This is a genomic window from Microvirga arabica (assembly GCF_016811235.1).
GTDB classification, from domain to species: domain Bacteria; phylum Pseudomonadota; class Alphaproteobacteria; order Rhizobiales; family Beijerinckiaceae; genus Microvirga; species Microvirga arabica.
This window is the reverse complement of record NZ_JAFBID010000009.1, coordinates 35,858-55,029: the sequence shown is the minus strand read 5'-3', so window position 1 is coordinate 55,029 and position 19,172 is coordinate 35,858. Positions and strand designations below refer to the sequence as shown.

The following is a 19,172-nucleotide window of genomic DNA, read 5'->3' as shown; positions in this document are numbered from 1 at the left end:
CTTTTTTCGTTCTCATTCGGGAATTCACAGTTCCCGCGCAGGTCACGATGCCGCAGGGTTAAAAATCATTTAATTCAAGGACTTATCGGTCGATCACCTGCTTCACGGTCTCAACCAGCTGGCGCAGGCTGAAGGGCTTGGGCAGGAAGTTGAACTCCTCTCCCTCAGGCAGGTTCTTGCGGAAGGCCTCTTCGGCATAGCCGGAGACGAAGATCACCTTGAGATCCGGGTAGAGCTTGCGCAGTTCGCCCAGCAGGGTCGGTCCGTCCATTTCGGGCATCACCACGTCGGAGACTACGAGATCGACCGGCGCGCCGCGCTGCTCGATGATCTCCATGGCCTCGATGCCGGAGGCCGCCTCGAGCACGGTATAGCCGCGGGCGGAGAGCGCGCGGGCATTCACGGCGCGCACCGGGTCCTCGTCCTCCACAAGCAGGATCGTGCCCTGCCCTGTCATGTCGGCGACCGGCTTCTTGGCGACCTCGGGCTTCACCTCCTCGACCGTTTCCTGCATGGCCGGAATGTGCCGCGGCAGGTAGATGCGGAAGGTCGTGCCCTGGCCCGGGGTCGAGTCCACGTCGATATAGCCGCCGGACTGCTTGACGATGCCGAACACGGTGGACAGGCCCAGGCCCGTGCCCTTGCCCACCTCCTTGGTGGTGAAGAACGGCTCGAAGATCTTCTCGATGATCTCCGGCGTCATGCCGGAGCCGGTATCGGAGACTTCGACCATCACGTAGTCGGCCGGCGGCATGGCGCTCACATTGAGCCGCTCCGCCTCGGCTGCCGTGACGTTCGCGGTCCGAATCGCGAGCTTGCCGCCGCCCGGCATCGCATCGCGGGCATTCACCGCAAGATTCACCACCACCTGCTCGAACTGGTTCACGTCCGCCTTCACGAACCAGAGGTCGCGCCCGTGATTGAGATCCAGCGCCACGCGCTCGCCGAGGAGGCGCTTGAGCAGCATGGAGAGGTCGTAGAGCTGGTCGTTGAGGTTCAGCACCTCCGGCCGCAGGGTCTGCCGGCGGGAGAAGGCGAGCAGCTGGCGCACGAGGCCCGCGGCCCGGTTCGCGTTCTGCTTGATCTGCATGATGTCCTGGAAGGACGGATCGGTGGGCCGATGGTTGGCGAGCAGCAGGTCGCTGTAGCCGATGATGGCCTGCAGCACGTTGTTGAAATCGTGCGCCACGCCGCCGGCGAGCTGTCCCACCGCGTTCATCTTCTGGGCCTGGGCGAGCTGCTCCTCCACTTTACGGAAATCGGTGGTGTCGAGGGCGTAGAGGATCGCCGTCTCCCCGTCCGCACCGGTGTCGCCCACGGGCGTGACCCACACCCGAACCGAGCCGCCGCCCTCGGCCACCGTCTGCAGCTCGAGGGGTGGGATGTCGCCCTTGTTCTCGGCTGCCGCCTTGAGGGCTGCCTCGATGGAGTCGCGCTCGCGGAAGGCATCGGGAATCGACGGCCCGTCCGTCCCGTTCTCGCCCGTGCGCGGCAGCGCGCCGAAGAGCCTGGAGAACGGCGCATTGGCATGGACGATGCGGCCTGCACGGTCGACGGTCGCGATGGCGATCGGCGTGTTGTTGAAGAAGCGTGCGAAGCGCACTTCCGCCGCGCGCTGCCCCTCGTCGACCTCGCCTCCGGCCGAGCGGTTGAGAACGAGCGTGCGCGATGCACCCATGCGGCCATCCTGGCCGAAGGCGATGCGGTGATAGAGGCGCACCGGGAGGAACTGGCCGTTGCGCCGGCGCAGGTCGAAATCGAAGGTCTCAGTGCGCACGCTGCCCGGCTCGCCGGAAAACGACGTCATCATCGACGCCACGTCGCCCGGCACGATGTCGGCCAGCTTCAGGCCGCCGGAGCCGACCTGCGCGAGATCATAGTCGAGCCAGGACGCCAGCGTGGCGTTCAGATAGACGATGGAGCCGCCGGGATCGACGGACAGGAAGCCCGCAGGGGCATGATCGAGATAGTCGATGGCGTGCTGCAGCTCCTGGAAGACATTCTCCTGGCGCTCGCGTTCATGGGTGACTTCGGAAATCGCCCAGAGTGCCGCCTGCCGTCCCTTCGGCCGCGGCACGGGCCGCACGCGTACCCGGTACCAGCCGAATTCCCGCGCTCCATTGAGCGATGGCGACAGGCGGATCTCCTCCGTGCCCGTGCGATGCTCGCGCGCTGCCTGCGCGAGCCGGTAGATGGCCTCCGACACTTCGGGCGCGCCGATGAACAGGCGCTCGACGGGGATGACCTCGCCGCCCTGCAATCCGGCGAAGGCAAGATAGGTCTCGTTGGCATAGGTGATGCGCCCGTCATCCTCGACCACTACGAGCCCGTCGCCAGACGTGTCGGCCATCAGCTTGGTGATATCGTTGCGAGCCGTCTGACCGGAGAACTGAACGACGCCGATCGCCATCGCAAAGAGGAAGAATACGCCCGCCATGGCGAAGAACGCCAGAAGCGCGAGGACCAGGGGCTGCGCCTGCTCGATGCCGAGGAAGCGCAGGCTCAGGGTCGCGCCGACAAGAAGGCCGGCCAGGAGCAGCACCCATCCGATATGGCCGTGGCGGTCGGAGCGGTCGATGGCCGAACCCTTTGGCGTATCGCCTTCGTAAGCCATGGAATGTCTACATCCTCAACGGAGGCGGATGTGCCTCGCGGCACCGGCTGCAGGGTTGCGGCCAACCGCTCGATCTTTTCCGATCATATTACACGGTATTTATTGATCGACCTCTAAGGCGGCAGCACGAACGGATGCAAGGGCCGGTGCGGATGGTATGGGCCTCATCGGTGAGGACCGTCACAGGAAATCCTTATTTTCCTTGATGTAACGGCAGTCAGCACCATCTTGGACGGATCACAGAGAGCCTGTCCTGTGTTCTCGGCCCGATGCAGATGCCGGGCTTGCGTTAACCATCTGTTAACCTTGCCGGTGGCTTTGGCGGTCAATGTGGTACAACCAACACAGAAGTGGCCTGCGAAGGTCAGTCAACGTTTGAGAGTTCATCGTGTCATCTCTTTTCGGTCTCGAAGCACCGCGGGCAGTTCAATTTGCAATCGCCTTCGCGATCATTCTGATCCTGCTCGTGCTCCTAGGGCTCGTGTTGCGCAAGGTCTGGGGCGGGCGCCTGATCATGCCGGGCAGCGACCGCGGCGGCCGCAGCCGCCAGCCGCGATTGGGCATTGTGGACGTGTATGATCTCGACCGCCAGCGGCAGCTTCTCCTGCTCCGCCGGGACAATGTCGAGCATCTCCTCCTCATCGGCGGCCCCAACGACGTGGTGATCGAGACCAACATCGTCCGCGTTGCCGGCGCGCGCATTCCCGCTCCTCCGGCCGACATGGGTGCGGAGCGCTTCGAGCCCTCGCTGGATCATCAAGCGCCTCGCGCGCCCCAGGTCGAGTCCAATGGCCGGCCCTCCATCGAGAGCCAGCTCGCCGCCCAGCTCGGGGCCTTCGTGCGCCGTCCGTCGGAGGAATCCGATATGGACGAGGAACTCTCCCCGGTGGCAACCGTCAGCGCGCCGGTTCCGGCCCATCCCGAACCGGTCCTGAAGCCTGATGCCGTCGCGATCTCTGCGCCTCCCGCCATCCAGGGGCTGCGCGCCGAGGCGAGGACCCCGGCATTCCAGAACACGCCTCCTGCTCCGCCCCCACCTCCCCCGGCAGAGCGCCCCGAGCCGCGCGCCCAGTTCACACCGCCGCCGTTCCAGTCACGGGCCACTCCCGTGCCGCCGGCCCCAATCGTGCAGCCGCCTGAGCCCGTCCGGCCGCCCGAGCCGGCAGCGAGCGAGCGGCCCACTCCCGACGCCAACCTTCTCTCGGATATGGCCAAGCAGCTGGAAGAAGCCCTGAAGCGCCCGGCAAGCCCGGTTGCTCCTCCGCCCGTGATTGCTCCGTCGGCCCCGGTCAGCGGGACATCCCCAGCCGTGTACGAGGACATCAGCGATGAGGAGGACGCCCCTCTCGAGCCGGCCCCGGCCGACGAGGAGGAGATCGTCGCGTCCTATGACGAACCTGTGGAGGAAGAGGATCTCGCCGAAGAGCCCGAAGCTCCCTCCCCGGTCCCATCTGCACCGCCCGTCGAGCCGGTCCGGACCGCTCCGCCAGTCCAGCCAGCTCCGCCTGTGCCTGCATCGGCTCCCCTTCCGCCTCAGGCCAAGGAACCCGCCTCGGCCCAGCAGAAAGCCGCCGACCCGTTCTCGGTCGAGGATATCGAAGCAGAGTTCGCCCGCCTGCTGGGACGCCCGCTCGACCCGAGCAAGAAGGGTTGAGGCATGAGCATCGGACCCAAAAGTGGACTTGCACTTTTGGGACCAATCCAATGCTTTCTTATTGGATGAGAGCATCGTGTGACCGGAAAACCGGATCCACTTTTCCGCACGATGCTCTAGGGCCCCTGCCCTGAAGGCCAAAGAAAAAGGGCTCCGCATGCGGAGCCCTTTTCCATATCTATAGCAGGACCGGATCAGTCGTCCCGGTAGACCCGCTCGTTGCGCTCGTGGCGCTCCTGCGCTTCGAGGGAGAGCGTCGCGATGGGGCGGGCCTCAAGGCGCTTGAGGGAGATCGGGTCGCCCGTCTCCTCGCAATAGCCGTAAGAGCCGTCCTCGATCCGCGCGAGCGCGGCATCGATCTTGGCGATCAGCTTGCGCTGACGGTCCCTGGCGCGAAGCTCGATGGCGCGGTCCGTTTCCGATGAGGCGCGATCCGCAAGGTCAGGATGATTCTCGTTCTCGCTCTGCAGCGTCGCGAGGGTTTCCTGAGCCTCTTTGAGGATGTCGTGCTTCCAGCGGATCAGCTTGCGCCTGAAATACTCCCTCTGCCGCTCATTCATGAAAGGCTCGTCTTCTGTCGGACGGTAGCCTTCATCAATCACGCTATCTGTCATGTTCAGCCGTTCTTCCCCGATGAACCGTGGCGCCCCTATATAGGTAAGGAGGGACCGCGACAACGAGATTAAGCGTCATCGATTTGTCTAATTGGCCTCGGCACCCCTTATGAGCCTTGGTTAAGCTCACGCCGAACGACATGTCGCACCATTAGGAGGCGGCTGCCTCCGCCCGGCTGATGAGTTCTCCTGCGACATCGCCGATCTTGGGCGCCTCCTCGCGGATGAAGGGGAGCGGCCGGCAGACCGACAGGGCGGCCAGGCCGAACCGTGCGGTCATGAGCCCGTTCAGCACCCCCTCGCCAAGCTTGGCCGAGATGCGGGCCGCGAGCCCCAGTCCCAGCACCTGCTGCATGAGGCTGTCGCCAACCGCTACGCCTCCTGTGACCGCAAGGTGGTTGAACGCAGCCTTGGCGAGCCGCAGGAAGCCGAAGAAGCCGGGCCTGCCGCCATAGATCCGGGCCAGAGTCCGCAGGAGCCGCACCGCCGCGAAGATCACGAACGCCACATCGATGATGGCCCGGGGGCTCACGGCCGTGACGAGCGAAACCTGCTTGGCCGCCCCAGCGATCGCGCGCTTCGCCTGCCTATCGAGGGGGGCGAGCAGTTCGCGCTCGGCGATGGCGAGGCGGTCGTCAGCGTCGATGATCTCATCGGTGAGGCCCTTAAGTCTGGCGCTGCCCTGCGCGGCCGCGGTCCGGCCGCCGTAGAGTGCTATGAGATCCTGCACGATGCCCTTGGCGGCCTTGTGGTCCTTGACAGCGAGCGCATCGACCGCAGCCTCGCGCAGGCTCTCGATCTTCTGCTCTCGCCAGATCCCCGAAACCTCCCGGCCGATGATGGCCAGGAAGGCTAAAACGGCCAGCACAGTGAGTGCCAGCGCGACCCAGCCCAGCCAGGGCGCGACACGGTAGAGATCGACGATCAGGTTCTCGACCGCGAGACCTAAGCCAAGGAGAAGCAGCCCCGACAGCGCGGACAGCAGGATGCCGAGCCAAGGTGCCCGGCGCTTTGACCCCATCGGCACCACGACGCCGTCGGCGGCCTCGATGGCATCGAAGGGCTCCTCCGTCACCTGCACGGCGCCGGCGGTGATGTTGGGATCGTCGAGGCGATAGGCGCGAGGTTGGCGGCTCATGTGAAGCGGTCCCCCAGGAGGAATTCAAGGGCCCGGTCGAGGCGGATGTGGGGCATCTTGGCCATGCGGCCCGCCGCATCGACGGGCAGCTTCGGCGGCCGGAAGCGCGGGAACCGGAACGAGCCGGGCGGCACCGCCCCCTGAAACACCGCCTCGGCGCTCCCGGGCAGCTCGCCCGGAAAGATTGCGGCCTCCGCCTCGCCGTCGAAGATGTCGTCGCCGACCCGCTCGCCTGCCTCCGGAACCCCGGCAACGGCCCGCAGGGCCTCACGCCCCTCGCGGATGGTGGTCTCCCGGGTGGCGCGCACGGAGGCGAGCGCCACGGTGCCCACCCGCGCACCGGCGGCCTCGGTGCGGCGCGAGGCTCGGTTCACGAGCAGGCGCAGGATGGCGTCTAGGCGGTCGTGATCCGTGTGATGGATGTGGTCGGCCTTGGTGGCCGCGAACAGGACCCGGTCGGCCCGGGGCGAGAACAGGCGCGACAGGAGCGTGTTGCGACCGGTCCGGAAGGCCATGAGCACCTGGTCCAGCGCCTCCTCCAGCTCGGCAAGCGCCACAGGCCCCGCGTCGATGGCGGCGAGCACGTCCACCAGCACAATCTGGCGGTCGATGCGCTGGAAATGATCGCGGAAGAATGGCCGGACCACATGAGTCTTGTAAGCCTCGAAACGCCGTTCCATGAGAGCCGCAAAGCTCCCCGCCGGGATAGGCTGTCCTTCAGGCAGATCGAGTGGCGCGAAGGTGAGCGCCGGAGAACCGGCGAGATCGCCCGGCATGAGGAACCGCCCCGGCGGTGTCGTGGCCACCGCCTCCGAACCCGCACGCAGGGCCGTGAGGTAATCCTTGAAGGCCTCGCTCGCCCTTGAGGCGAGCATTTCGTCGGAAGCGCCAGCCGGATCCAGAGCCTTCAACGTCTCGTGCCAGCGGCCCGCCACCGGCAGTCGGTCGCGCTTGCGGCTCGCCTCGATGGTTTGGCGGGACCATTCCGCATAGCCTGCATCGAGGAGCGCCAAGTCGAGAAGCCATTCGCCCGGGTAGTCCACGATGTCGAGAGCAAGCGACGCCGGACCCGTGCGCCAGCCGCCTTTCCGCTCGTATTCCACATCCACCCGCAGCTCGCTGATCCGGTTCGTGGATTGCGGCCAGCGGCGGCTCTCGGTGAGCGCCGCCATATGCTCCTCGTAAGGAAAGCGCGGCACCGCGTCGTCGGGCTGATGCGCTAGCTGCGCCCGCCGGATCCGCCCCTCGGCGGAGGCCCGGAAGGCCGGCAGATTCGTGCCGCGGGTCAGATGATGCACGAGAGCCGTGGTGAATACGGTCTTGCCGGAGCGGGCGAGCCCGGTGACGCCGAGGCGGAGGGACGGCTGGACCAGCTGGCCGGAAGCCTCCCAGAGCGATTGCGCAGCAGACCCGGCGCGGGAGGCGAGATCGGTAATAACAGACACGAAAATGAACCTAATACTCCCAAGCCAAGCTCGTAGGTGGGGCTTGAAATCCTAACCTGCAAGGCGCTCTAGCGCTCCACAGTTCCCGCCTGCTGCTCCTGGGACACCTCAGCCTTCTGCGCGGCCGCCTTGGCATTCTCCTGCACTTTCGCGATCGCGCGCTCGATGGCCCCTTCCACGAGGTCGGGGCTTGCGCGCAGGGCCCCCAGCTCGAAGGCCGACATGGCGAGCATCACGTGGGTGAGGTTGGGCAGAGGCGTTCCGTCATCGGCGAACAGCTTCAGGTCGTCGCTCGGACCCAGGCCCAAGCCTTCAACCATCCGGCCCGCATAATTGCGATGGCGCTGCTCCTCCGAGGGGCAGGCTGCGGCGACCTGCACCTTGGGAGTCGGCTTCGGCGCGGCCGACGCGGTGGTCGCCGGCTCCCTTACCGGCTTGCGTCGGGCAGCCACCAAGGGTTCCAACGACTTCGCAGGCTTCGGCTTCTCACCCATGCCGGCCGCGATGCTCGGCACCCGGTATTGCGGGGTCTTCGGCGCCATCGGGATCACCATGGAGACCCGGCCCGGTTTGCCGCCCGGACCGGCTTTTGCGGTGTAGCGGACCGCCCCGCCCTTCTTGCTGCGGGAGGCGAGGTATTGCGCCCGCACCGTGCCACCGATTCCTCGCACGGCCAGCATCGCCATGCCGCCGATGCCGGTCGCCACATTGCACTCAGCCGGCGCCCAGCGGCGCACGATGTCGAGGGCGGATTTGCGGTTGAACTCCAGATAGTAGCGCCGCAGCAGGGTGGCGGCCGCATCGGCGCTGTGATCGGCCGTGGCGAAGCCCACATGGCCCTCGCTATCGGTGGCCAGTTCTCCGTTCCAGCGAGCGCTTTTGATGCACCAGTAATTGTTGAGCTTCACGCAGCGGGTCACGAAGGGCCGCTCGGCCTTGAACAGGGCGGCCATGGCCACAACCGGCTTTGGCTCCAGGGCCTCCATGGCCTCGGAGCGCCAATTGGTGACCTCGCGATTGGTCGGCTCATATCGCGCCGCGACAGCCTGGGGCTCCGGCAGCGCAGCATCGCCGCCGGCGCCAAACTCGCCGGGCAGGAGCGCGCGAACCGTAAGGACGAGCGCATAAAAGGTCTGAGGCACCATGATGAGGATCAGCCCCCGCTTCGGCCGGAAACAATCGGGAAGGTTTCAGGCCAAACGATGGTGGGGCGGATAGGTTCATCCTCAAGCCCCCATCTTGACCGCAAGGACCGTGCATTCCACGAATAACGCCCCTCACCGGCAGCAGGCATCCATGGCTTCTGACATCCTGATCCGCATTCTCGACCCATCGGACGCCGAAGCGTTCCGCAGCCTGCGGCTTGAGGCGCTGACGGTTGCGCCCGAGGCCTTCGGCGCGAGCTATGAGGAAGATGCGTCGATACCGCTTGAGACGATGCGAGCGCGCCTCTCCGCAAGCCCAAATGCGGTCTTCGGGGCCTTCGCCGATCGGGCACTCGTCGGCGTAGCGGGCTTTGCGGTCTATGACCGGGTGAAGGCCCGCCATAAGGGGGTTCTGTGGGGCGTCTACGTAAAGGCCGATTGGCGCGGGCACCATGTGGGCAAACGGCTCGTCCAGCGCGTGATCGACCACGCGTCCCGGCATGTGATCATGCTGGAGGCGGCGGTCGGGCTCGCGAATGACGGCGCCCGGCGCACCTATCACGGGCTCGGCTTCAAGCCCTATGGAGTCCAGCGCAAAGCCCTCAAGGTCGGCGACATGTTCTACGACGAGGAACTGCTCTATCTCGACCTGCCGCAGCCCGGAGGCGCCTAATCGTCCTCGCCGTTTCCTAAGGATTTCGGCGTCACGAAGCGTTCGAGCCGGCCGGTTTTCTTCGCAACATCGCCCCAGCTCTCCAGCTCGAAATCAATCACGGCGAGCCCGGCGGACGGGTATTTTTGGCCGAGCCGCAGGATGCTGTCCATGTCACCCTCGCCGATGAGGAGCTTGGCCAGTTCCTCGAAGCCGGGGTTGTGGCCGATGAGCAGAAGAGTGCCGATCTCCGGCTCCACCTCACGCACGATCTCCAGCAGCCGCCCAACGGGCGCCTCGTAGATCCGCCCGTCTAGGCGCATCTCTATCTCCCCAAGGATCGGATGGACCCGTTCCCAGGTCTCCTGCGTGCGACGCGCCGGTGAGACGATGGCGAGATCGGGCGCGAGCCGCTCCCGCTTCAGGTAATTGCCCATGACCAGGGCCGCCTCCTGACCCCGCTGCGCGAGGGGACGGTCGACATCGAGGATGCCGGGCGGCCAGCCGGACTTGGCATGGCGGAGGAGCAGGAGGCGGAGCATCAGCGCCCCTCCCGTCTGGCGATGAAGGCCAGCTTCTCGAACAGGCTCACATCCTGCTCGTTCTTGAGGAGCGCCCCGTGCAGCGGCGGGATGAGCTTGCGGGTGTCGCGCTCCCGCAGCTGCTCGGGCCCGATATCCTCCGAAAGCAGGAGCTTGAGCCAGTCGAGCAGCTCCGAGGTCGAGGGCTTTTTCCTTAAACCCGGCACGTCCCGGACCTCGAAGAAGATCTTGAGCGCCTCCTCGACCAGCCGGTGCTTGATGCCGGGGTAATGCACCTCGACGATGCGGGCCATGGTCTCCGGATCGGGGAACTTGATGTAGTGGAAGAAGCAGCGGCGCAGAAATGCGTCCGGCAATTCCTTCTCGTTGTTGGACGTGATGATGACGATGGGGCGCCGGGCGGCTTTGACCGTCTCGCCAGTCTCGTAGACGAAGAACTCCATGCGGTCGAGTTCGAGCAGGAGGTCGTTCGGGAACTCGATATCGGCCTTGTCGATCTCGTCGATCAGCAGCACCGGTCGCTGGTCAGAGGCAAAGGCCTCCCAGAGCTTGCCGCGCTTGATGTAGTTGCGGATCTCCGAAACGCGCGGGTCGCCGAGCTGGCTGTCCCGCAGGCGGGAGACGGCGTCGTACTCATAGAGTCCCTGCTGGGCCTTTGTGGTGGACTTGATGTGCCAGGTCAGGAGCGGGGCGTTCAGGCTCCGGGCGATCTCCTCCGCCAGCACCGACTTGCCCGTGCCGGGCTCGCCCTTCACCAGGAGCGGACGCTCCAGGGTGATCGCGGCGTTGACCGCGACCGTGAGGTCTTCCGTGGCCACATAGGATTCAGTTCCGGCAAAACGCGCCATTCCACACTTCCTCGCTTCAATCAGACCCTAAGTCCTGCCCCGCCCTTTCGGCAATCGCCTTCATAGGCTAAGCCCATGACAAACAAATGGGAGACATGACCTATGGCTGCAAACCGCTATCACAAGGACCGCATCGGCAATCATAAGCTCAAGCCCGAGACCCTGATGCTGGGCTACGGCTATGACCCGACCCTGTCGGAAGGCGCGGTGAAGCCCCCGGTCTTTCTCACCTCCACCTTCGTGTTCAACAGTGCCGAGCACGGCAAGGAGTTCTTCGACTACGTGGCGGGGCGCCGCGAGCCGCCGCAGGGCGAGGCCGCGGGCCTCGTCTATTCCCGCTTCAACCACCCGAATTCCGAGATCGTCGAGGACCGGCTCGCCATCTTCGAGGAGGCAGAGGCCGGCCTCCTGTTCTCCTCCGGCATGTCGGCGATTGCCACCACTATCCTGGCCTTCGCCCGTCCCGGCGACGTGATCCTCCATTCCCAGCCGCTCTATGGCGGCACCGAGACCTTAATCGCCAAGACGCTCGCCAACATGGGCATCGGGGCCGTCGGCTTCGGCGACGGCGTTGACGAGACAGGCATCCGGGCTGCCGCCAAGGAGGCGATGGCAAAGGGCCGCGTTTCCGTGATCAAGATCGAGACCCCGTCCAACCCCATGAACACCCTGGTGGACATCGCCCTCATCCGCACCGTAGCCGACGATATCGGCGCGGCTCAGGGGCACCGCCCGGTGATCGTGAGCGACAACACCCTGCTCGGCCCGGTCTTCCAGAAGCCCCTGAAGAACGGCGCCGACATTTCGGTCTACTCGCTCACGAAATACGTGGGCGGACACTCGGACCTCATCGCCGGCGCGGCTTTGGGCTCCAAGGAGATGATGAAGACCGTGCGTCTGCTGCGCTCCTCTATCGGCACCCAGCTCGACCCGCATTCCTGCTGGATGCTCGGCCGCTCCCTGGAGACCCTGGCGCTTCGCATGAACGCGGCGAACCGCAATGGGGAGATCGTCGCGCAGTTCCTGCACGACCACCCGAGCGTGGCCAAGGTCCACCACCTCGCCTACCTGCCCGAAGGCTCCCGCGCCCGTGAGGTCTATGAGGAGCAGTGCGATGCCCCCGGCTCGACCTTCTCCTTCGACGTGAAGGGCGGCGAGGCCGAAGCCTTCCGGGTGCTCAATGCGCTCCAGGTGTTCAAGCTGGCGGTGAGCCTGGGCGGCACCGAGTCGCTGATCTCGCACCCGGCCTCCACCACCCATTCCGGCGTGCCGAAGGAAACCCGCGACCGCCTCGGCGTTTCTGATGCCACCATCCGCGTCTCCATCGGCATCGAGCACCCGGACGATCTAGTAGCGGATCTGGCGCAGGCGCTGTCGACGCTGGGGTGAGTCGCTCTAAGGCTCGGCCCTTGTGAAACGGGCTGAACCTCACTTTACATACCCTCGAAACAATATAACATGCTGCCAATCTTAAGGGGCATATGATGGCTGAGATCGTCTATACCAATCAGCGGGGCATCAACCCTCCTCTCGGTGGGTATATGCTCAATCTCTCGCAAACAATGGATGGGGATACCTCAACCTTCACCTTGACGAACTACGGGAATGTTCCAACCGAATTCGGTAATTTCGGCGGATACAAGTTCATCCTGAAGGGCGAGAACTTTTCATATAACCACGCGGGAAACCCAGCTGCTGGCACAATTACAGGATTGGAGATAAGGGACGCCAGCGGGAACACGTTGGTCAAGGTCGAGAACGGTCTCCAGCGAGACTTTGCGGCATTCTTCATGGACAGGCTAACCAAACGTAAGCCTTGTCATTGAAAACCTATTTGCCGCAACTGCCGACCGGCAGATCGGAACCACGAGTATCGATCATCTCCAGACCTATGGCACAAACGATACGCTTGAGGGCTGGGGAGGCGATGATTTCCTAACCGCCACCGCCTCGGATTCCATTCTGATTGGCGGCTTAGGCAGCGATACTCTCATCCTCAGTGCTAGCTCAGGCCTATCTGATGTGACCGTCTACGGCGGCAACGAGGTTGGGTTGGGCAATCCTGCCGATCACGACGTGCTCAGCATTCGGCAGAACGCAAGCTTCGCGGGAATCTTCGGGATCGACCGACTCGAGTTCATGGGGCCGAATGCGGAAACAGAGATCCGGATGACGATCGGCACCGACATGGTCGGAGCCAGTAAGCTGTCGTCTACCCTGTCTGTCCAGACGAAAACCAATACGAATGCCGTTCTTGCGTTCAATCGGGCGGGATCAGGACCGGTCAATCTCGATCTCTCCGGATGGGAACTCAACAGACTTCCAGGCTCGAAGCTGAAGGTCGAGATGAACTTTACCGTCGGCGATATGGGCCAAGCCGATTCCATCTATGGATCGCCGGCGGATGACGAGATCTCGACAGGAGCCGGCGACGACACGATCGTCGGCAGCAGCGGCAATGACACCATGAACGGCGGCGCCGGCAACGACAGCCTGTTCAGCGCCGGCATTGTGAGAGCTGGAAGCGCCGAGATCATCAATGGCGGAGAGGGAACCGACTTCGCGTCCATCGTCCGCTGGAATCAAACGCAGGCTTTCGACTTCGACCTCACGGCCTCCGGCACCCAGACCCTATTCGACGGCACCGAGATCATTAGCATTGAGTCCGTTCGGTTTCAGGGCGGCTCGGGTAACGACAAGCTGACCGGGGGCGCCCTCGCCGACACCCTGGAAGGCTATTTTGGCTCCGACACCCTGAATGGCGGAGGTGGTGACGATCGACTCTATGAAGGCGGCGGCATCGACTCCCTCATCGGCGGGGCCGGCAACGACACCTTCCTGATCCGGGATGCGGGCGACATCATCGTGGAGGCGGCCGGCCAGGGCACCGATACCGTCCTGACCATCCTCGACTTCAGCCTTGCTGCGCTTGGAGCCGTCGAGAACCTGAAAGCCGAGAAGGCCGAGGACACGACGGCGCTCAGCCTCACCGGCAATGCCTTGGCGAACACGCTTGCCGGGAACGCGGGCAAGAACATACTGAAAGGCTCGTCGGGCAACGATCTCCTCGAAGGCCTGTTAGGCGACGATCTTCTCTACGGCGGGACCGGCGAGGACGTTCTTGCCGGCGGCGCGGGCAAGGATTCGTTCGTTTTCGATTCGCGCCTCAACAAGACGACCAATGTCGATACGATCCTCGATTTTTCGGCCAAGGACGACACGACCCGCCTGGAGAACGCCATCTACAAGGGCCTCAAGAAGACAGGGACCGTGTCGAAGTCGGCTTTCGTGCTCGGCACCAAGGCCAAGGATGCCAACGACCGCATCCTCTACAACAAGAAAACCAGCGACGTGCTCTATGATGCGGACGGCTCCGGCAGGAGTGCTGCGGTCAAGATCCTCAAGATTGCGGAGAAAGTCGCGCTCACGCACAAGGACTTTTTCGTAATCTGAACCGATTGACGGGCGGGTCGTCACGAACGAGGCGTAACAGGGCGCGTGTCACCCTCTCCCGTGGGGTTCATGGCAGGAGCGTGAGGCACGACGCCCTGCCTTCATGTCGCGCCCCCCATCCAACGCAAGCGGCATTAACCTCTTGCGCATCCCTCGCGGCTAGAACGACAATATCCTCGACCGGAAGGAAGCAATGGCCGCTGCGATAGACCTGCATGCCTATCAGGAACCCATTCTATTTCTGGCAACGGCAGGCATCGTCGTTCCCCTCTTTCACAGGCTGAGGATCAGCCCGGTGCTGGGGTTCCTGGCGGCCGGCGCGTTGCTGGGACCCTACGGGCTTGGGCGTCTCATCCCGCAATACCCCTGGGTCGACTGGCTCACCTTCACCAATCCGGAAGGCACATCCCGGCTCGCCGAGTTCGGCGTTGTGTTCCTGCTCTTCACCATCGGCATCGAGCTGTCCTGGCAGCGCCTGCGCATCCTGCGCCGCCTCGTCTTCGGCTTCGGCAGCCTTCAGGTGCTGCTGTGCACCATCGCCGTCGGGCTCTTTGCCTACAAGGTCGTCGACACGATCACGGCAGCGGCTCTCATCGGCATCGCGTTCGCCCTCTCCTCGACGGCCATCGTCCTGCCCGTCCTGGCGGAGCAGAAGCGGCTCAACACCACATCGGGGCGCGCGACCTTCTCCGCGCTCCTGTTTCAGGATCTCGCCGTCGCCCCGATCCTGTTCACCATCGCGGCCCTGGACGCGCGCCTGCCCGAGGCGACCATCTTCTCCTTCCTGATCGCCCTTGGTCAGGCCGCCCTCGCACTCGCGGTCATCGTGGGCATCGGGCGCCTCGTCCTGCGCCCGTTCTTCCAGATGGTCACAGCCACACGGAGCCCGGAACTCTTCATGGCGGCCTGCCTGCTGGTGGTCATGGTTACCAGCCTGATTGCCGCCGTGAGCGGGCTGTCCATGGCGCTCGGCGCCTTCATCGCCGGCATCCTGTTGTCGGAGACCGAGTACCGTCGGGCCGTCGACACGACCATCCAGCCCTTCAAGGGCCTGCTGCTCGGCGTGTTCTTCGTCTCGGTGGGCATGAGCCTGGACGTGTTCCAGTTTCTCGAGACGCCGCTGACGATCCTGGCGGTGGCGACCTTCCTGATCGCCATCAAGAGCGTGATCATCTATTGGCTGAGCCGGCCGTTCGGCCTCAATGCGGCGGAGGCTGCGGAGACAGGCCTGCTGCTCGGTCCCGGCGGCGAGTTCGCGCTGGTCATCCTCGGCAGCGCCATGGCGGCAGGGCTGGTTCCGGACCGAATCGGGCAGAATCTCCTGCTCGTGACGACGCTCACTATGATTGCTATCCCGTTCTTCGCCCGTGTGGCGCGGCGCCTGAGCCGGCGGCTCGAGAAGAAGCGCGCTACGGACCCGGCCGCAGCGGTTCCCCCGCCGCCGGAGGAGCCCGGGCGGGTGATCATTGCCGGCTATGGCCGCGTCGGTCAGCTCGTGGGCGACATGCTCCAGCGCCACAAGGTGCCCTATCTCGCCATCGACATGGATCCGGCCCGCGTCGCCGAGCAGCGCAGGGCCGGCAGGCCGGTCTATTTCGGCGACGGCTCCTACCCTGAGTTCCTGCGCGCCTGCGGCATCGAGCAGGCCAGGGCCCTCGTCATCACGCTTGACACCCCAAGCTCCATCGGGGCCGTCGTGGCGGCGGCCCGGCAGGAGCGGGCCGACATCACCATCGTGTCCCGCGCCCGCGACGATAAGCACGCGGCCCAGCTCTACGAGATGGGCGTGGACGACGCGGTGCCGGAGACCATCGAGGCCTCCCTGCAGCTGAGCGAAGCGGTGCTGGCGGATATCGGCGTGCCCATGGGCCTCGTGATTGCCTCGATCCACGAGCGGCGCGACGAGTTCCGCGAGATCCTGAAGACGAAGAACACCCGCAAGCCGGACCGCCTCGAGTTCCGGGCGCGGCGGACCGTCGGGAAGTGAAGGCTACGGCCCGGCACAGCCGATTGGCGCTTGACCTCGCGGGCCATTGCCCGACATTGGCCGGATGTTCCTGACCTTCTTCACAGAGCTGCGCGCGGCCAAGGTGCCGGTCTCCTTCCGGGAGTACCTGGCCCTGCTGGAGGCGCTCGACCGGGACCTCGCCGACAAGAGCGTGGAGGAGTTCTACTACCTCTCCCGCGTCTGCCTGGTGAAGGACGAGCGCCACTTCGACAAGTTCGACCAGGTCTTCGCCCATGTGTTCAAGGGCCTCGAGAGCATGGGCCGTGCCGTGGAAGAGACCGGGATCCCGGAGGAATGGCTGCGCAAGCTCGCGGAGCGCTATCTCACCGACGAGGAGAAGCGCCAGATCGAGGCCATGGGCTGGGACAAGCTCTGGGAGAATCTTAAAAAACGCCTGGAGGAGCAGAAAGGCCGGCACCAGGGTGGCAACAAGTGGATCGGCACCGCCGGCACCTCCCCTTACGGGGCCTACGGCTACAACCCGGAAGGCGTGCGCATCGGCCAGGACAAGAACCGCAACTTCCGCGCCGTGAAGGTGTGGGACAAGCGCGAGTTCAGGGATTTCGACGACAGCGTCGAGTTGGGTGTTCGCAACATGCGCATTGCGCTCAGGCGCCTGCGCCGTTTCGCCCGCACCGGCTCGGCGGAAGAGTTGGATCTCGACGAGACGATTCACGAGACCGCCCACAAGGGCTATCTCGACGTGCGCCTGCGACCCGAGCGCCGCAATGCCGTGAAGGTGCTGCTGTTTCTCGATGTGGGCGGTTCCATGGACTGGCACATCGAGATCGCCGAGGAGCTGTTCTCGGCGGCGCGCCTCGAGTTCAAGCACTTCGAGCATTTCTACTTCCACAACTGCGTCTACGAGAATGTGTGGAAGGAGAATCGCCGGCGCTTCGACGAGACAATCCCCACTCTCGACGTGATCCGCACCTATCCGTCGGATTACCGCGTGGTCTTCGTGGGCGACGCCTCCATGAGTCCCTATGAGATCACCCATCCCGGCGGCTCCGTTGAGCACTGGAACGAGGAATCCGGCCAGGTCTGGCTGCGGCGGATCCTCGATCATTTCCCCAAGGCCGTGTGGCTGAACCCGGTGCTGCAGCCGCATTGGGGCTATACACAGTCGATCAGCCTGATCCGACAAACCTTCGCCGAGCGCATGTATCCGCTCAATCTCGAAGGCATCGACCACGCCATGCGCGAACTGGTACGTTGAACCGATGAAACAGACCTACAGCCACAGCCCCAAGCCCTTCAGCGGACCGATTTCCTTCACCCTCAAGGGCAGCACGCTCACGGTCGATACGGGCCGCAAGATGCACGAGGTCCAGCTCGGCGCGGTGGACACCGTGCGCATGACCTTCGAGCCCGGCCGGCTGGCCCAACGGTCCTTCCGCACGAAGGTGATCATGAAGGACGGCAAGTCCTTCACCTTCAACTCGCTCGACTGGAAGAGCCTCGTGGAGGCCCAGGAAATGACCAGGGAATACCGCGCCTTCGTGAAGGCCCTGTGCGAGGCCATCATCAGGGCCAATCCCGAGGCCCGCTTCGTGGCCGGAAAGCCGATGGGCCTGTGGCTGCCGAGTTCAGCGCTCGCCGTCGCATCGCTCCTGGCCATGGCCTATCTGGTCTGGCAGGCCTTCCAGATGGGTGCGACCCCGGTCGCGCTCCTGGGGATCCTCCTGGCGGTCGTCGGCTACTGGCAGATCGAGCCGATGATCCGGCTCAACAAGCCCCGTCGCTTCCGAACGGAAGCGCTGCCGGAGGAATTGCTGCCGAAGGCTTCGTGAGTTCGCTCTGTCATTTCGGTGCGAGCGAAGCGAGAGCCCAAAATCCATAAACGCTGACGGTACAGGATAGAACGCACCGGCTTCCGAAGCGTCTTACGCGAGAGTTGGCGTGTTTATGAATTTCCACGCCTTCGGCGCGGCCCTTCGGGTCGGGCTCCGCTACGCGGCCCCGGAATGACAGCGGCGCTATTCGTTAAGCCCTGACCACCAGCACCGAGCACCGGGCGTGGCGCACGATGGTGGAGGCGTTGGAGCCGAGCAGGTACGTCGCCATGGTGGGCCGGTGGGAGCCGACGACGACGAGATCCGCACCGATCTGCTCGGCCTCGTCGAGCACCTCGGCATAGACCGAACCGAGGCGAACCACAGCCGACACGCGCTCGGCCGGCAGGGCGACGCCGGCCGCCACCTCGGCGAGCTTGGCCTCGGCTTGGCCCTGCTGCTCCTCGTCGAAGGCCGGGGGCATGAACTCCATGTAGGTCACCGGCACGATGGCCCGCACATAGACGAGGCGTAAGGCGCCACCGGAACTCTCGGCGAGCTGAACCGCCTTGTCGATGGCAGGCTTGGCCGCTTCAATCTCGCCGAGATCGACGGGAACGAGAATTGTCTTGAACATGGCTTTTCCCCTGTGTCAGCCCTGCCGGGTGGGCGTGTGGACGACGAGGCCGTCGAGCTCCGGCCGCACCCGGATCTGGCACGAGAGTCGCGAATTCGGGCGCACGTCGAAGGCGAAGTCGAGCATGTCCTCCTCCATGGGCTGAGGCTGGCCCGTGGCGGCCTCCCATTCCTCGGCGACATAAACATGACATGTGGCGCAGGAGCAGGCCCCGCCGCACTCGGCTTCGATGCCGGGAACGCCATTGCGGATGGCGGTTTCCATGACGGTTGCCCCCTCCTCCGCCTCGACGGTGCGGGAGGTTCCCTCAGTATCGATGAACGTGATCTGGATCATTGCGGACCTCTGCTTGCTGGCGCATACTTATGACAGACTGCACCGGAAGACGAGAGACAGGCCCGACGCACGCCGTCTTTTTGCCGCATTGTGCCCCGTAGTGCGGGTTACTAAGCCGTTAACGACGTTCGCAAGTGACAGGGGACAATTGGTTTCCTTGTTTCAGATCGGCCGCTAGACTTGCTTGGTAAATGACAGATTACCGTGCGGAAGTCCCTTATCAGGGTCCTCCGTAGCGGCTGAGGCCATGCATCCACCTTGCTTTTCGGGAAAAGGGTGCGGCTTCAGAATCATCAGTTGCGTCACGAGGG

General features: G+C 64.5%; 17 protein-coding genes and 1 pseudogene. 9 read left to right on the top strand and 9 right to left on the bottom strand.

The genetic code is table 11. The annotated features are described in order from the left end of the window. Positions 1-82: 82 nt before the first annotated feature. Positions 83-2,614, bottom strand: coding sequence for a cell cycle histidine kinase CckA (cckA, locus tag JQC81_RS06935; RefSeq protein ID WP_203271083.1), 2,532 nt, complete (start codon positions 2,612-2,614; stop codon positions 83-85). A 388-nt stretch (positions 2,615-3,002) separates the two neighbouring features. Between cckA and JQC81_RS06930 the strand changes: the two genes are divergently transcribed. Beyond that, entirely contained in the window at positions 3,003-4,268 is a 1,266-nt protein-coding gene (locus tag JQC81_RS06930; protein ID WP_203271082.1) for a hypothetical protein, read from the top strand. Between the two features lie 194 nt (positions 4,269-4,462). Here the strand turns inward: JQC81_RS06930 and dksA are convergent, their stop codons facing one another. From dksA to JQC81_RS06910, 4 genes are all read right to left on the bottom strand, one after another. Then, entirely contained in the window at positions 4,463-4,882 is a 420-nt protein-coding gene (gene dksA / locus JQC81_RS06925) for an RNA polymerase-binding protein DksA (RefSeq protein WP_036350657.1), read from the bottom strand. 151 nt (positions 4,883-5,033) lie between these two features. Then, the gene (locus JQC81_RS06920; protein WP_203271081.1) at positions 5,034-6,020 is read right to left on the bottom strand and encodes a YcjF family protein; all 987 of its coding nucleotides are present in this window, start codon (positions 6,018-6,020) and stop codon (positions 5,034-5,036) included. Next, the gene (locus tag JQC81_RS06915) at positions 6,017-7,465 is read right to left on the bottom strand and encodes a YcjX family GTP-binding protein (protein ID WP_203271080.1); all 1,449 of its coding nucleotides are present in this window, start codon (positions 7,463-7,465) and stop codon (positions 6,017-6,019) included. Before JQC81_RS06915 ends, JQC81_RS06920 begins: the two co-directional genes overlap by 4 nt. A gap of 68 nt (positions 7,466-7,533) precedes the next feature. After that, a complete protein-coding gene (locus tag JQC81_RS06910) occupies positions 7,534-8,610 on the bottom strand; it encodes a hypothetical protein (protein ID WP_203271079.1) in 1,077 nt (358 codons plus the stop codon). A 151-nt stretch (positions 8,611-8,761) separates the two neighbouring features. Here JQC81_RS06910 and JQC81_RS06905 point away from each other — a divergent pair, with 151 nt between their 5' ends. Next, on the top strand, positions 8,762-9,283 hold the full coding sequence (locus JQC81_RS06905) for a GNAT family N-acetyltransferase (RefSeq protein WP_203271078.1): 522 nt from the start codon (positions 8,762-8,764) through the stop codon (positions 9,281-9,283). Here the strand turns inward: JQC81_RS06905 and JQC81_RS06900 are convergent. Together JQC81_RS06900 and JQC81_RS06895 are read right to left on the bottom strand one after the other, a co-directional pair. Beyond that, positions 9,280-9,804, bottom strand: coding sequence for a SixA phosphatase family protein (locus JQC81_RS06900; protein WP_203271077.1), 525 nt, complete (start codon positions 9,802-9,804; stop codon positions 9,280-9,282). The two genes, JQC81_RS06905 and JQC81_RS06900, sit on opposite strands and share 4 nt — an antisense overlap. Further along, positions 9,804-10,652 (bottom strand): AAA family ATPase, encoded by an 849-nt coding sequence (locus JQC81_RS06895; protein WP_203271076.1) that lies wholly within the window; start codon positions 10,650-10,652, stop codon positions 9,804-9,806. Before JQC81_RS06895 ends, JQC81_RS06900 begins: the two co-directional genes overlap by 1 nt. A gap of 102 nt (positions 10,653-10,754) precedes the next feature. On the opposite strand from JQC81_RS06895, the gene JQC81_RS06890 reads away from it, so the two are divergent. The 7 genes and pseudogenes from JQC81_RS06890 (at position 10,755) to JQC81_RS06860 (ending at position 17,906) form a co-directional block, all read left to right on the top strand. Then, positions 10,755-12,041 (top strand): cystathionine gamma-synthase family protein, encoded by a 1,287-nt coding sequence (locus JQC81_RS06890; protein ID WP_203271075.1) that lies wholly within the window; start codon positions 10,755-10,757, stop codon positions 12,039-12,041. 95 nt (positions 12,042-12,136) lie between these two features. Beyond that, on the top strand, positions 12,137-12,478 hold the full coding sequence (locus JQC81_RS06885; RefSeq protein ID WP_203271074.1) for a hypothetical protein: 342 nt from the start codon (positions 12,137-12,139) through the stop codon (positions 12,476-12,478). Beyond that, positions 12,474-12,584, top strand: a pseudogene (locus JQC81_RS34275) (hypothetical protein); the annotation flags it as partial. The gene JQC81_RS06885 and the pseudogene JQC81_RS34275, both read left to right, overlap by 5 nt. A 90-nt stretch (positions 12,585-12,674) precedes the next feature. After that, a complete protein-coding gene (locus tag JQC81_RS33780; protein WP_203271073.1) occupies positions 12,675-14,105 on the top strand; it encodes a calcium-binding protein in 1,431 nt (476 codons plus the stop codon). Between the two features lie 193 nt (positions 14,106-14,298). Then, on the top strand, positions 14,299-16,092 hold the full coding sequence (locus JQC81_RS06870; protein ID WP_203271072.1) for a cation:proton antiporter domain-containing protein: 1,794 nt from the start codon (positions 14,299-14,301) through the stop codon (positions 16,090-16,092). 64 nt (positions 16,093-16,156) lie between these two features. Next, a complete protein-coding gene (locus tag JQC81_RS06865; protein WP_203271071.1) occupies positions 16,157-17,332 on the top strand; it encodes a vWA domain-containing protein in 1,176 nt (391 codons plus the stop codon). A gap of 4 nt (positions 17,333-17,336) precedes the next feature. Next, positions 17,337-17,906, top strand: coding sequence for a hypothetical protein (locus JQC81_RS06860; protein WP_203271070.1), 570 nt, complete (start codon positions 17,337-17,339; stop codon positions 17,904-17,906). Between the two features lie 193 nt (positions 17,907-18,099). Here the strand turns inward: JQC81_RS06860 and JQC81_RS06855 are convergent, their stop codons facing one another. Next, positions 18,100-18,525, bottom strand: coding sequence for a universal stress protein (locus JQC81_RS06855; RefSeq protein ID WP_203271069.1), 426 nt, complete (start codon positions 18,523-18,525; stop codon positions 18,100-18,102). A gap of 15 nt (positions 18,526-18,540) precedes the next feature. Further along, the gene (locus JQC81_RS06850; RefSeq protein WP_036350677.1) at positions 18,541-18,861 is read right to left on the bottom strand and encodes a 2Fe-2S iron-sulfur cluster-binding protein; all 321 of its coding nucleotides are present in this window, start codon (positions 18,859-18,861) and stop codon (positions 18,541-18,543) included. Between the last annotated feature and the right edge of the window lie 311 nt (positions 18,862-19,172).

Excerpts from the sequence above, each read along its gene's own strand:
- JQC81_RS06850 (WP_036350677.1), bottom strand. The coding sequence starts at position 18,861 with ATGATCCAGATCACGTTCATCGATACTGAGGGAACCTCCCGCACCGTC.
- cckA (WP_203271083.1), bottom strand. The coding sequence starts at position 2,614 with ATGGCTTACGAAGGCGATACGCCAAAGGGTTCGGCCATCGACCGCTCC.
- JQC81_RS06920 (WP_203271081.1), bottom strand. The coding sequence starts at position 6,020 with ATGAGCCGCCAACCTCGCGCCTATCGCCTCGACGATCCCAACATCACC.
- JQC81_RS06855 (WP_203271069.1), bottom strand. The coding sequence starts at position 18,525 with ATGTTCAAGACAATTCTCGTTCCCGTCGATCTCGGCGAGATTGAAGCG.
- JQC81_RS06860 (WP_203271070.1), top strand. The coding sequence starts at position 17,337 with ATGAAACAGACCTACAGCCACAGCCCCAAGCCCTTCAGCGGACCGATT.
- JQC81_RS06890 (WP_203271075.1), top strand. The coding sequence starts at position 10,755 with ATGGCTGCAAACCGCTATCACAAGGACCGCATCGGCAATCATAAGCTC.
- JQC81_RS06910 (WP_203271079.1), bottom strand. The coding sequence starts at position 8,610 with ATGGTGCCTCAGACCTTTTATGCGCTCGTCCTTACGGTTCGCGCGCTC.
- JQC81_RS06905 (WP_203271078.1), top strand. The coding sequence starts at position 8,762 with ATGGCTTCTGACATCCTGATCCGCATTCTCGACCCATCGGACGCCGAA.
- dksA (WP_036350657.1), bottom strand. The coding sequence starts at position 4,882 with ATGACAGATAGCGTGATTGATGAAGGCTACCGTCCGACAGAAGACGAG.
- JQC81_RS06895 (WP_203271076.1), bottom strand. The coding sequence starts at position 10,652 with ATGGCGCGTTTTGCCGGAACTGAATCCTATGTGGCCACGGAAGACCTC.
- JQC81_RS06900 (WP_203271077.1), bottom strand. The coding sequence starts at position 9,804 with ATGCTCCGCCTCCTGCTCCTCCGCCATGCCAAGTCCGGCTGGCCGCCC.
- JQC81_RS06870 (WP_203271072.1), top strand. The coding sequence starts at position 14,299 with ATGGCCGCTGCGATAGACCTGCATGCCTATCAGGAACCCATTCTATTT.
- JQC81_RS06865 (WP_203271071.1), top strand. The coding sequence starts at position 16,157 with ATGTTCCTGACCTTCTTCACAGAGCTGCGCGCGGCCAAGGTGCCGGTC.
- JQC81_RS06885 (WP_203271074.1), top strand. The coding sequence starts at position 12,137 with ATGGCTGAGATCGTCTATACCAATCAGCGGGGCATCAACCCTCCTCTC.